This is a genomic window from Nostoc sp. CMAA1605 (assembly GCF_021596505.1).
GTDB lineage: Bacteria > Cyanobacteriota > Cyanobacteriia > Cyanobacteriales > Nostocaceae > Trichormus.
Genome location: NZ_PJIZ01000071.1, coordinates 14,551 through 27,117, shown reverse-complemented (window position 1 = coordinate 27,117; position 12,567 = coordinate 14,551). Strand labels below are relative to the sequence as shown.

Annotated in this window: 14 protein-coding genes; 10 read left to right on the top strand and 4 right to left on the bottom strand. The window is 39.7% G+C overall.

The features are described 5' to 3' along the window. The first annotated feature begins 302 nt into the window (after positions 1-302). Positions 303-1,487: a glycosyltransferase gene (locus CV014_RS20970; RefSeq protein WP_236143804.1), complete on the top strand. Its 1,185-nt coding sequence runs from the start codon at positions 303-305 to the stop codon at positions 1,485-1,487. Here the strand turns inward: CV014_RS20970 and CV014_RS20965 are convergent. After that, complete coding sequence (locus CV014_RS20965) at positions 1,451-2,647, bottom strand: glycosyltransferase family 4 protein (RefSeq protein ID WP_236143802.1); 1,197 nt, start codon at positions 2,645-2,647, stop codon at positions 1,451-1,453. The two genes, CV014_RS20970 and CV014_RS20965, sit on opposite strands and share 37 nt — an antisense overlap. A 144-nt stretch (positions 2,648-2,791) precedes the next feature. Between CV014_RS20965 and CV014_RS20960 the strand changes: the two genes are divergently transcribed. From CV014_RS20960 to CV014_RS20940, 5 genes are all read left to right on the top strand, one after another. Beyond that, positions 2,792-3,694 carry a hypothetical protein gene (locus CV014_RS20960; RefSeq protein WP_236143801.1) on the top strand — a complete coding sequence of 301 codons (903 nt, stop codon included), beginning with the start codon at positions 2,792-2,794 and terminating at the stop codon, positions 3,692-3,694. A gap of 4 nt (positions 3,695-3,698) precedes the next feature. Continuing rightward, complete coding sequence (locus CV014_RS20955; RefSeq protein WP_236143800.1) at positions 3,699-4,388, top strand: hypothetical protein; 690 nt, start codon at positions 3,699-3,701, stop codon at positions 4,386-4,388. A gap of 6 nt (positions 4,389-4,394) precedes the next feature. Then, positions 4,395-5,009, top strand: coding sequence for an FHA domain-containing protein (locus tag CV014_RS20950; RefSeq protein WP_236143799.1), 615 nt, complete (start codon positions 4,395-4,397; stop codon positions 5,007-5,009). Positions 5,010-5,183: 174 nt separating this feature from the next. Further along, positions 5,184-6,179, top strand: coding sequence for a glycosyltransferase (locus tag CV014_RS20945; protein WP_236143798.1), 996 nt, complete (start codon positions 5,184-5,186; stop codon positions 6,177-6,179). 58 nt (positions 6,180-6,237) lie between these two features. Next, a complete protein-coding gene (locus CV014_RS20940) occupies positions 6,238-7,434 on the top strand; it encodes an FtsW/RodA/SpoVE family cell cycle protein (RefSeq protein ID WP_236143797.1) in 1,197 nt (398 codons plus the stop codon). Positions 7,435-7,693: 259 nt separating this feature from the next. Here the strand turns inward: CV014_RS20940 and CV014_RS20935 are convergent, their stop codons facing one another. Next, a complete protein-coding gene (locus CV014_RS20935; RefSeq protein WP_236143796.1) occupies positions 7,694-8,083 on the bottom strand; it encodes a toxin-antitoxin system TumE family protein in 390 nt (129 codons plus the stop codon). Then, positions 8,073-8,363: a hypothetical protein gene (locus tag CV014_RS20930; protein ID WP_236143795.1), complete on the bottom strand. Its 291-nt coding sequence runs from the start codon at positions 8,361-8,363 to the stop codon at positions 8,073-8,075. The genes CV014_RS20935 and CV014_RS20930 overlap by 11 nt, the downstream gene beginning before the upstream one ends. Before the next feature lie 212 nt (positions 8,364-8,575). Between CV014_RS20930 and bchI the strand changes: the two genes are divergently transcribed. Then, the gene (gene bchI, locus CV014_RS20925) at positions 8,576-9,700 is read left to right on the top strand and encodes a magnesium chelatase ATPase subunit I (RefSeq protein ID WP_236143794.1); all 1,125 of its coding nucleotides are present in this window, start codon (positions 8,576-8,578) and stop codon (positions 9,698-9,700) included. A gap of 190 nt (positions 9,701-9,890) precedes the next feature. Further along, entirely contained in the window at positions 9,891-10,211 is a 321-nt protein-coding gene (locus CV014_RS20920; RefSeq protein ID WP_236143793.1) for a hypothetical protein, read from the top strand. Between the two features lie 30 nt (positions 10,212-10,241). On the opposite strand, the gene CV014_RS20915 is transcribed toward CV014_RS20920, so the two are convergent. Then, positions 10,242-11,330: a nucleotidyltransferase domain-containing protein gene (locus CV014_RS20915; protein WP_236143792.1), complete on the bottom strand. Its 1,089-nt coding sequence runs from the start codon at positions 11,328-11,330 to the stop codon at positions 10,242-10,244. A gap of 527 nt (positions 11,331-11,857) precedes the next feature. On the opposite strand from CV014_RS20915, the gene rplU reads away from it, so the two are divergent. Together rplU and rpmA are read left to right on the top strand one after the other, a co-directional pair. Continuing rightward, the gene (gene rplU / locus CV014_RS20910; RefSeq protein ID WP_236143791.1) at positions 11,858-12,226 is read left to right on the top strand and encodes a 50S ribosomal protein L21; all 369 of its coding nucleotides are present in this window, start codon (positions 11,858-11,860) and stop codon (positions 12,224-12,226) included. A 31-nt stretch (positions 12,227-12,257) separates the two neighbouring features. Then, positions 12,258-12,536, top strand: coding sequence for a 50S ribosomal protein L27 (gene rpmA, locus CV014_RS20905; protein ID WP_236143790.1), 279 nt, complete (start codon positions 12,258-12,260; stop codon positions 12,534-12,536). Positions 12,537-12,567: the final 31 nt, after the last annotated feature.

Here is a 12,567-nt window from a genome sequence, read left to right as displayed (position 1 = left end):
AACGCAATTCGCAACGATGCTCCCGCTCCGCTTCTCTACGAGATGCTACCGCGTAGGTTGCTTCCACAAAGTGGTACGCTAATGCAATGGACTAACGTCCCGCTACGCTAACACAATTCAGAAAGTCAGATAACATCTGGGTTTCAAGCTTTACACCTGTTGCCTAAGTTTGGAGAATTGGTATTATTCTCCGTTCCAGATTTTGACGAGGAAAGTTAAAACGCAGTTGCTCAAGCGTGTGGGAAAAATAATATCCTACACTCATATTGAGACTTTTTTGGGGAAATTAATTGTCCGCGATGATCAATAAACTTTTAGTAATTACTGAAAGATTTGCACCTGATTTGGGTGGTTTAGCCAGTAGTGCGACGCGTTTGGTGACAACATTATCTCAACTGGGGATAGAAGTTGATGTGGTGGCTTGGAGTCGCTACTTACAAGCAGGTGTAGTTTTACCTCCAGAATCTTTAGAAGTTCAACCCCGTGTCTATCGCATAGGCTTATATCGCCATTGGGATATGACTATGCCTCATACTTTAAATTTCTTGGAATGGCTGCATCAAACTCGTGATTATGATGCTGTTTGGGGTCATTATCTTTTTCCTAGTGGTTTTCTTGCTACATGGTTTGCCAAACTTCAGGGAATAGTTAGCACTGTCAGTGTGCGTGGTAACGATGTTGATAGGGAAATGTTTCCACCAGGAGATTTTGCGCGGTTACAGTGGACGTTACAAAATGCTGATGTGATGACTGCTGTGAGTGCGGATATGGCACGGAAGATTCAGCTACTATGTGGACGTAATGATATTTTAGTCTTAAAAAACACAGTCAATACCGAAATATTCTGCACTGGGAAGGAAACTGCGCTAGCAGAGTTAAAAGGAATAAATCAGCAACTTCGTCAGACTTTAGGAATTGCTGCGGAGGAAGTAGTGCTGGGGTTTTGTGGAGAATTGCGGGAGAAAAAAGGACAACAGTTTTTATTAGATGCTTTAACCACAGTCCGAAGAGAACGTCCGGCTTGTTTATTAATTATCGGGGAAGTGAGAGCAACTCAAGAATCTGTGGTGCAAATGTATGCACATCATCAGCCGGAAAATGCTCAACGTGTCATTGTGACTGGACATTTACCCCACCCGGAAAAAGTAGCTAGCTATTTACGACTGTGTGATGTTTATCTCCAGCCTTCACTATGGGAAGGTATGCCTAATGCACTGTTAGAGGCGATGGCTTGCGGTTGTTGCTGTATCGCCAGTGATGCGGGTGGGATACCAGAAATCATTTCCCATGGTGAGAACGGGTTTTTATTACCTCGTTCCCAGTTACACAGGTTGGGTGATGCAGTGTTGGAATGTTTGGCAATGCCATTAGCAGAGAAACAGCGAATTCAGCAAGCAGCACGCGATCGCATTCTAACTGACCATTCTATCACCCAAGAAAAACAACAACTTCAAACGGTAATTGACCGCTTGATGCCTAATTCTTGATAAGCATTAACCAAAGCCTCACCGGCTTGTTGCCAAGTATAGTGGGTGATAATGCGCTGGCGGGCGTGACTGGCTAATTTTATGGCTAATTCCGGCTCATGATATAGTCTGACAACCGCATCTTTAATGGCTTTGGCTGAACCTGGTTTGACTAATAAAAAATCCACCCCATCTTCCCCTAGTTCTCGCACTACTGGTAAATCACTAGCAATGACAGGTACTCCCGTCGCCATTCCTTCTAAAATTTTCAGGGGACAGCAACCTTGAACTAAATTGCGATCGCTCGGTGTCAGGGGAGATAAAATCACATTGGCTGCATGAATCTTCGTCACTAAATCTGATTGTGACATGGGTTCTAAAACAGTTAATCTATCTGCTACGCCAAATTTTAATGCCAGTTGCTTGAGTGCGTGGATTTGCACTTCCCTTGCTTGTCCGATAATAGTTAGATTTGCCGTTATATCTCGATTGATTAATCCCAAAGCTTCCACAGCTAAATTGACTCCTTGCCAGGCGGAAAGCGTGCCGAAATATAGCGTTTCCCAGGGAATATCAATTTTATTTTCAGGATGACGATAGGTAAAGGTATGCAAATCTACACCATTGGGAATAACTTGAATTTTGGTTACGGGAATGTTTTTTTGCTGTTGTAAATATGTTGCTGTAATGTTACTAGGCGTAATAATTAAATCTGCGGCAGACAAACAAATTTGCTCTTGGGAAGATAATTTATGTAAAAGTTCCCGATCCTCACTCACACGAGGATAGCGATATTTCAATTCTACGGAAGGCAAGCCATTAACTTCAAAGATTAACTTGTCACAATATTGATTTTTATTAACGGCAATGACAAAGCCCTCATAAATTGAGCGAATATGAATAACATCAAATCGCTTTCCTTCTAGCCATAATCTTAATAACCGCCGAAAATAAATCACTCGCTGAATTAAGTTGTCGCCTAAAGCTGGGAGTTTTGTTTGCTTTACCTGTGGATGAATTAGTGCAGATTCCTGCAATGTTGTTGTTGGTGAAACTGTCACTAACTGTACATCACCGAAATTTATACCTAAAGCATAAACGAAAGCCTGAATATGAATTGCTGCTCCTTTTGGTGCCGGGACAGTGTCAAAAGAAATATAGGCTATTTTTGGTAAGTTCATATAAAAAATTGACACATAATTTTCTGTTTTGATATACTGACGGCAAAACTAGTGTTTTTTAAATAAAGCCACTTTTTCTTAATCTTTTGATAACTTAATTAATAAAAATTAAAAACCTATTTAAACGGGTGAAATACTCATAAAATGACTATTGAAATCGAAGAAATTTGTAAATATCGCACCTATGCTGTTAAATCCGCCGTTAACAATATCTTAGAGGATTTACAAAAAATAGCGGAAATTGATAGCTTTGCTGAAAGCAAGCAAAAAAAGTATGGGAAATTATCACTCTTTTGCTTCTTGGGAATATTGGGTTTACTGGTTTTAACATTTATTCTGGCTCTTTTATTGACTAGTAATGAGTTAGTCGGCGTAGTGATATTACTATCTATAGTCATATCATTCCTCTTGTTGATTGGGGTAATTTACACGTTATTAATGTATTTTAAATTCCAGGGTTTCAACTTGAGTAACTATCGCTATGAATTAACCCAAAAAATTATACAATTACTCAAACGTGATCTTAAAGAAGATACTGTTTTAGATTTAGGGTTATCTTTTAAGTCTCTAGATAAAGTAGAAAATAAATTAGGAACAATTGATCATCCTTATAAAGCTGGATGGAAAATTGATAGTTATATTCAAGAATGGTTAACAATTAAAGGGCAATTTTTAGATAAAACACATTTTGAATTAAGTTTAACTGAAATTTTAAAAAAGCAGTATGGCTGGAAACGTGGTAGTAGTGGCAAGAGTAAATATAAATCAAAAAGTAAATCGGGAGGGTTAGATATTAGCATCAGCCTAACTTATCCAAAAAAACGATACGGAGCCATCAAGCTTTTGCAACAAGAAGTTAATCATGCCATTAAGCTACCGATATCATCGAGTCTCAGAAGATTGAGAATTACAGATGAAGCGATTTATATCACTGCTAGAGTTGCACCCCAATTTGTAGATGCTCAAGATAAAGTATATCAAACAATTACAGCTATGTTTTTGAGTAGTTATCAAGTCCTAAATTTAGCAAAGATGCTCACAAAATAAACATATGAAAAAAATCATTATTCAGGGTTTAATCTTCAGTATTTTGATTTTATCTTCTGTAAGTTGCGGTAATAATCAGGCGAATAATAGTCCACCTAGTCAAGTTAATACTTTACCACCTAATATTAATGAAACAGTAGCAGCTACACCTGTAAACAATGTTATAGACAAGACAGAAAAAATTAAGTTTAAAACAGAAGGTGGTGCTGATTTATTTGCTATTAAGCAACGTCCAGATGGAGCTAAGTTAGTTGATGGTAAAGATGAGGAATTAGCTAGAATTAAAACTGATGATTCTGGAAAAATTAAAGTCAAAAATGCCCAAGATAAAGTTTTAGGATATGTCATCAATGCTGATGGCTCTTGGACAATCCAAGATGCTGAGAAAAAAGATAAATATTTTCTCAAACGTAACAGTGATAATACCTATCAACTAGAAGATAATACCAAGAAACAATTGTATCAAATTACAACTAATAAAGCTGGCTTAGAAATTACCACACCGGATAAAAAATTAGTTTATCAAGTGAGAATTAAAGAGGGTAAAATTTCATTGAGAAATGCCTCTGGTGGTACTGTATTTTCTACAAAGTCAAATATGTCTCCTATTGCATTTGCCTGCTTTGGATTAGATTCTCTCACTCGCGAACAACAAGCAGCCTTAGCTTACGCTGTGAATTTAACAGGAGGTTGAGCAACCTTGCAAATAAAATTATCTTGGTTAGATCCAAATACAGGCGATCGCCGTGAACCATTATTACAAATACCAGTGGCAATTGGCAAAGAATTTACAGCCATGCCGCAACAAATTGCAGATCAAAGGGTTTCTAGAATTGTCATTAAAGACGATTTAATTGCTGATTATCATGCTCTAATTATTTGGCAAAATCAAGAGCTAGTTATCATAGAGCAGAATACCAGTAACGGGATCAAAATCAATGGTGTACAGTTAATAACTGGTAGTATTAATGATGGCGATCGCATTCAAATCGGTAATTGCGAAATCCTAATTAACCTGACAACAACAGCTGATTGGGAGTGCGATCGCATGGTGGGTTTTTTGTTCAAACGTCGCTGTGGACGAACAGACACCACCAATTGTCCCCACTGTCACCAGTTCTATGAAGAAGACTACGCTTACTACCCTGACTATGGCGATTATCGGTCTAGTTCGTGGAGTAGAGATTATTACTATAATCGCGATCGCTATGATTATGATCCAGAAACAGGTAATGTAGACTTTACAGAAGCCGACGGGATGAGTTTTGCAACAGAAAGAGACAGCGACTTTGAAACCAACATGGGAGCGAGTTGAAAAGGCAAAAGAGTGTAATTTGTCAGCCGGGGGACTGGGGATTGGGGACTGGGGACTGGGGACAAGGGAGATTATATATCTAAATCCTCAATGCCCTATGCCCTATGCCCTATGCCCTATGCCCAATAACTAATAACTAATAACTAATAACTAATAACTAATGACTATTGACTATTGACTAAAACTTGGTTAATTTACGCTCTTGGTGGCGGTTGGGGACATATTAATCGTGCTTTATCTTTGGGAAGAATTGCTGTTAACCAAAGAAGAATAGAAATTATCACTAATAGTCCCTATGCACATTACATTAGTAAAGAAGGTTGCTTATTACATCAGATTTCTGATAGTGACAGTTTTGCTGCAACTTGTTTAAAAGTCAGAGAAATTTTTCGTACTAATGCTACTAGATATGATTGCTTAATTATTGATACCTTTCCCAGAGGATTAGGCGGTGAATTAGCGGATATATTACCGCAACTACAAAACATACCAAAAATCTTGATTCATCGAGATATCAATCCTCGATATGTAGAAGTTAAAAATTTACGTTCATTTGTCACTGAAAATTTTCAGGCGGTAATCATCCCAGGAGAAGGAAAGAATTTACCTTTAGGAGATTTACCAGGAGTAATACACACAGCACCGTGGTTAATTCGCCACCCAGAGGAATTACCAGACCGCAAAATTGTGCGATCGCAGATTCTCAAAGTCAATGATAGCCGTAAAATTATCCTAGTTTGTGCGGCTGGGCAAATCTCCGAGTTATCCTTATTTACTCAACTTACCCTACAACTATACAAAGCCTTCCCTGAATGCGCTGTCAGAATTTTATCACCTCACTGTCCTAGCGAAGATTTACGGGACTTCTGGTTGTTTCACCATCCAGGAATCGAATGTTTAGCCGCAGCTGATATAGTTGTTGGCGGTGCTGGATATAACACAGTTTACGAATGTGCCTCTGTGGGTGTACCTTTAGTAGCACTACCACTACCAAGGCTGTACGATCGCCAACAACAAAGAGCCAGCAAAGTTTACCAGGTGCGTAACATCCCCGATGCACTCTTTACAGTCAAACAAATCCTCGATAAAGTCACAGACAGCCAGTTAATCCCAAATTACATCAATGGCGCGATCGCCGCAGTGCATCACATTGCTAATTTTGAGATATAAGTTATGAGTGTAATTCCTAACTTTCAACAACTCCTTATCTTTTACATATAACTGCATCGTGAATCTACGCAACCTGATTCCAATTTTTGATGATTCTGTCTCCAACTGGGCATTAGAAGCGCGGTTGTTGCGTTGGTTGACATTTATTTGGTTATTTGTCGGTTTGATTATCCTCTTTTCAGCATCCTATGTGGTGGCTGATGTTCGCCAAGGTGATGGACTATATTACTTTAAGCGACAAATTCTTTGGGTACTCGCCTCGCTGTTTGCATTCAACTTCATTGTGAACCGACCTTTACAGAAAATTTTAGGCGCGTCCCATTGGTTTTTAGGAATATTTTTATTATTAATTTTTGTGACTTTAGTTCCCGGTTTGGGGAAAAAAGCCTTTGACGCAGCCCGGTGGATAGCTTTAGGGCCAATTCCCATTCAACCTTCCGAATTAATTAAACCCTTTTTAGTGCTACAAAGTGCGCGACTGTTTGGACAATGGGAAAAATTAGCCTGGCGCGTTCGTTTAACTTGGCTAGCTATCTTTGGCTTAGTAATTTTAGGAATTCTTGCCCAGCCCAACTTAAGTACAGCCGCCCTTTGTGGAATTACTATCTGGCTGATAGCACTAGCTGGTGGTGTACCTTACAAATATTTAGCAGGTACAGCCATCGGTGGGTTTGCATTAGGAATACTCAGTATCAGTATTAAAGAATACCAACGCAAGCGCGTAATGTCATTCCTCAACCCTTGGGCGGATGCTACCGGAGACGGCTATCAATTAGTACAGAGTCTTTTAGCCGTAGGATCTGGTAAAACCTGGGGCGCAGGCTTTGGAATGTCCCAGCAAAAGTTATTTTATCTGCCAATTCAAGACACAGATTTTATTTTTGCAATCTTCTCTGAGGAGTTTGGCTTTGTTGGCGGTATTGTACTGTTACTGATGTTAGCTGCATTCGCCACCCTCGGCTTAATGGTAGCACTGAAAGCAAAAAACCCCATTCACCGTTTAGTAGCAATGGGTATCACCACCGTGATGGTAGGACAATCACTGCTCCATATTGCCGTAGCTACAGGTGCATTACCCACAACAGGTTTACCCTTGCCTATGTTTAGCTATGGTGGTAACTCGATGATTGCTAGCTTGATAGGTGCAGCCATACTTATTCGAGTAGCTAGAGAAAGTAGTGAAGCCGAAGTTGTACCCCTACACAGACCCCAACTAGAAAAGAAGCGTCAACGCCAACGGCGACGGATGTTTTGATCTAGGACATGGCGTTAAAACTTCCCCAAGACCTCAAAGCCCTGTATTTGTCGGGTTTCACTGCGTTCTATCCCTTGCTTGAAAACCATTGACGCGTGTGCTGATCGCATTTTGTAAGATAATCAAGAGAGTGATCGCACTAATAAGTAGATCGGTGAGAAAAAACCTAACTATCTTACAGAAATGTAAACTAGGCTAAAATCCTCTTTCCCCCTGCTCCCGGCTCCCTTACCCCCTGCCTAATCAGAACTACAAATATTTACCCTGTCCTACTTATTTTTTCAATCTCCTTTAGTACATCAGCTAAAAAAGGAGCAGTTGATTTAACAACTTTATCCTCACTGCCATCATGTTTATGATGAGGAAAAGTAGGAAGATTTAACTTCCGATGATGCTCAGTATTGTCATAGCGAAAAATTAGCTTATTCTCTGAACTCATATATTGATAACTATACATTTTTCTATCTATGGATATTTCTACATAAACAAATTCTCTCAAATGCAGCAATGAATTATCTGGAAATTCGAGCTTTCCCCTGATAAAACCTTCGTACATTCCTCTTCTTTCGGTTTCAATCTTAAATAATTGAACTATTTGCGAGGATTCAATTAAAATCTCAACCTCCTGAAAATAGTCTTCAATCAACAAAATGAATCTCCTCTATCGATTCTTTTGTTTGTTGTAAATGTACCAACATTCGAGCTTCTCCGAGCCATTCATCAAAGTCAAAGCTATGGGATAATTCATCATTATTAAAGCGGATGATAAATTCCTCAGTTGATAATTGATATTTAGTTTCAAATTCCTGAAGACGTTCTTCTGTTCTTTTAATTCCTGTTGTCACACTTTGTAATCTTTCTGACAAAGCACTTTGAATAATTCGTCTGAGGGAATCTGGATCTTTTGACCTAAGTTTAAGTTCAGCCATTATCTTTACCTTTGCCTGCTACTGTAGAGTTTAACGCACCTAACAAGAGCGATCACGCTTCCGAAAAACTGCACATTCATCTCAGCAAACCCTAATGAATTTTGACTTTTGACTTGATTTCACCCCTAGACCTAATTTTTTAATAATCTCCCAACCCCCAACTGTGGCACAATAAAGAACTGTAATAAGAAAGATATTATTAAGGTAATTTAGTGACTCCAACTGCTCAATCCACGGCAAGTGCGCGTCGCGTGGTGTTTCCATTTACGGCAATTGTAGGCCAGGAAGAAATGAAACTGGCACTACTGTTGAACGTGATTGATCCCAAAATCGGTGGTGTAATGATTATGGGCGATCGCGGTACAGGTAAATCCACAACTATCCGGGCGTTGGCTGACCTCTTGCCAGAAATCTCCGTAGTCGCCAATGACCCCTTCAACAGCGACCCCCGCGACCCTGACCTGATGAGCGATGAAGTCCGCCAGCAGGTTGACCAAGGGTCTGAAGTTCCCGTAGAACTGAAGAAAGTGCAAATGGTAGACCTCCCCCTGGGAGCTACAGAAGACCGCGTTTGTGGTACTATCGACATCGAAAAAGCTTTATCGGAAGGTGTGAAAGCCTTTGAACCTGGACTGTTAGCCAAAGCTAATCGGGGTATTCTTTACGTTGATGAAGTCAACTTGCTAGATGACCACCTTGTAGACGTACTTCTCGATTCTGCCGCTAGCGGTTGGAACACCGTAGAACGGGAAGGTATTTCCATCCGTCACCCAGCTAGATTTGTACTAGTAGGTTCAGGAAACCCCGAAGAAGGTGAACTGCGTCCCCAATTGCTTGACCGATTTGGAATGCACGCGGAAATTCACACCGTTAAAGAACCTGCCTTAAGGGTGCAAATCGTCGAGCAAAGGTCAGAATTTGACCAAAATCCGCCAGGATTCCTCGAAAAATACAAAACAGAGCAAGAATCTCTGCAAGAGAAAATTGTTAACGCGCAAAAGCTGCTACCAGAAGTCAAACTAGACTATGACCTACGGGTGAAAATCTCAGAAGTCTGTTCAGAATTAGATGTTGACGGTTTACGTGGTGATATTGTCACCAACCGCGCTGCTAAAGCATTAACCGCTTTTGAAGGTCGCAGCGAAGTTACGGTTGATGATATCCGCCGCGTCATTACTTTATGTCTGCGTCACCGTCTGCGGAAAGACCCCTTAGAATCAATTGACTCTGGCTACAAAGTAGAAAAAACTTTTGGTCGCGTCTTTGGTGTAGAAATTACCGAAAATGACACAAACCAAAGAAATGGCACAGGTCAAATGAAGACAGGTGTTAGATAGTCATTTGCTTTTGACGATACCGATACCAACATACAAATGTTTTTTCAGGGTTGAACATTGTTCAACCCTCATTTATGAGTTATTAGACACAATATTACTGAAATAGCAAAAAATAGCTGTAGAAATTACTGTTTACCCATTACTCATTACTCATTACTTATTACTTATTACTCAGCACTCATCACTCACTATGAGAATTTGGCGATTTTGGTTGAACAGTTTCATTGTAGCTAGCCAATATAACCCCCCTAGTTTAGTAGAGCTAATCATGCTGACGCTAGCGATAGCCATGTTGACAGTTGCGATGATTACACCAGACAAACCCTATTTTATCTTGTGTTTAAGTTTGTCAGTAGGGGCTGCTATGTCTATTTTAGTGCGAGAAGCGATCGCACCTTCGCCCCAAACCAAAGTCACCCAACTAGCAGCAATTATATTACTCCTCATTAGCTTTTATGGTCTTGCTGACACACTCAACACCCTTGATTTTATTAAAAGCAAAAATAATTGAGCATTTCTTTTCCCCATCACCAATGCCCAATTACCACCCTTGCATTTCCACCAATTCCATACACAAATCGTTAATCTTTTCTAAATTTGGGTGATGTGGCAAAGTCGATTTTTCATATACAGAATCCATTTGAGCCACTAAATCATTTGCCATTTGCATAACTTGTTCATAAGAATATGCACCCTTGAGAATAGCTTTTAAATCATCAACATCGCCTGCTACTCTCCTATCAACAATTACTCTACCTGTCTGCAATATTTCTAACCCACTGCGTAGCAGTCTAATGCAGTGCATTCCATGTTTTAAGTCAAAACCTGACTTTCTTTCCATTTCTGCTCTAGCAGGATTGCGATTTTCTTGCCATGATAGATAAGCTTTCCATTCTCTCAAAGCTACCTGATAACTTTGACTCTTTTGTAATAGGCGAATAAAGTCACCCCGACTATTAGTTAATTTTTGCGTATACTCCAAAACTTCATCTGGTAAGGTGTACTGTTTCAAAACACCTTTAAAATCAATATCAGCCGTCAGCAACTTATATAATTGTTCAGCTTCTTCTAAAAATTCGATTCTGCCTCTAATTAAGATATACAGGTACTCCAGAAAGGCATTCAATTCATCTTTAATTAAAGGTTCTTCGTTTTCGATGCCAAAATCAGATGGTAGGGGCTTTTTTTGTGGCGGATGTAATAACCATTTACGATGAGTTTCCATCTTTTTGATTTGAGCAAAAGCATAACCAGAATAAGTATGCTTGACTTTCTTACTCAAAAATAGTTTTCTATGCTTAATTAAATGCTGACCAACATCAGTTAAAACAGGATAATTAGGCAACCACAGTAATTCTAAAACATTGGGATTAGCACCAGCTAATAATTGCAAAACCTTTCTCAATTCATAAATAACTGTATCTTTATTGCCATCGATAAAAGGGAAAATCCCAGGTTCATCCCAACCAGCATCTTTTTGTTCAACCTTGTCAAATCCCAAATAATACTTTTTAGGTGCAATAAATACACCCCGAAAATCAAAGTCAGATTCAGGACGGTTTAAGCCATAGCCGTGGCTACCAGCTAAACCGATTAAAATAGTTCTGTTTTCAACGTCAACTCTTTTCATAGGCTAGTTTTAAAATGCCATTAATTCTGAGGTGGTATTTACGACTTGGGCTGTCATTTCACCCCTTTTCCATCAAGCGTATCTGATTCTATGTTAGGGACTTCCAGAAAATAAATTATTCACCAAGAGAGAATATTTTGATTTTCCCCCTGCTCCCTGCTCCCATTCCTCTTGTGAGTCAGGCGATCGCTCTCCATCAGCAGCACTTCCCCATAAAGAGAAAATCTGAGTCAGGGTAATCCTTGGCTCAGATTTGTTGGTGCTGTTCTGTGTCAGTAATAACTACATCTAGCTTTTTGAGGATTTCGTAAATTTTGGGGAAATTCTTCCATAAATTCTCTGTATTGGAATTTTCCTAGACACCAAAGACAATATCTACTAGTGAATAGTTGACCAAATATTGCTAAATCGCATATGATTTTAGATTGTCTGTCTCATTCCTGCTCGGATCAGGTAGACACCATGCAAAAGCTGACAAAAAAAATTTTACCGTCAGCTACCTGTACGGCAACCTCAAGGACAATTTCATGACCTACGCAATTATTGAAACTGGCGGTAAACAACTCAGAGTTGAGCCAGGCCGTTTTTACGATATTGAACTGCTCGCTGTCGAGCCAAATGAAAAAGTTACAATAGATGCAGTTTTGCTAGTACAGCATGACGGCGGAATCGACATCGGACAACCCTTAGTCTCAGGTGCAACTGTAGAAGGTACAGTCATGCGCCACTTGAGAGGTCGCAAAGTCCTGGTTTACAAAATGAAGCCGAAAAAGAAAACCCGCAAAAAACGGGGGCATCGCCAGGAAATTACGAGACTAATGATTGATTCCATTACCATTAACGGTACAGTCTTAACTGCTCCAGCTACAGCAACTGCTGAACCTGCTGCTGAATAATAGTCAAAAGAAGCAATAAAAAAAGGAAATTATGGCTCATAAGAAGGGAACAGGTAGTACACGCAACGGTCGTGATTCTAATGCTCAACGGTTAGGCGTAAAGCGTTTCGGTGGTCAAGTTGTACGTGCAGGAAACATTCTCGTGCGTCAACGTGGTACTAAGTTCCATCCTGGTAACAACGTTGGGATTGGCAAAGATGATACTTTATTTGCCTTGGTTGATGGCGTAGTTACCTTTGAAAGAAAGGGTAAATCCAGTAAAAAAGTCAGCGTTTATCCACCAGTTGCTGCTGAAGCAGTCGCTAGCTAAATTTCTAGTTGGGCAGAAATGCCCAACTACT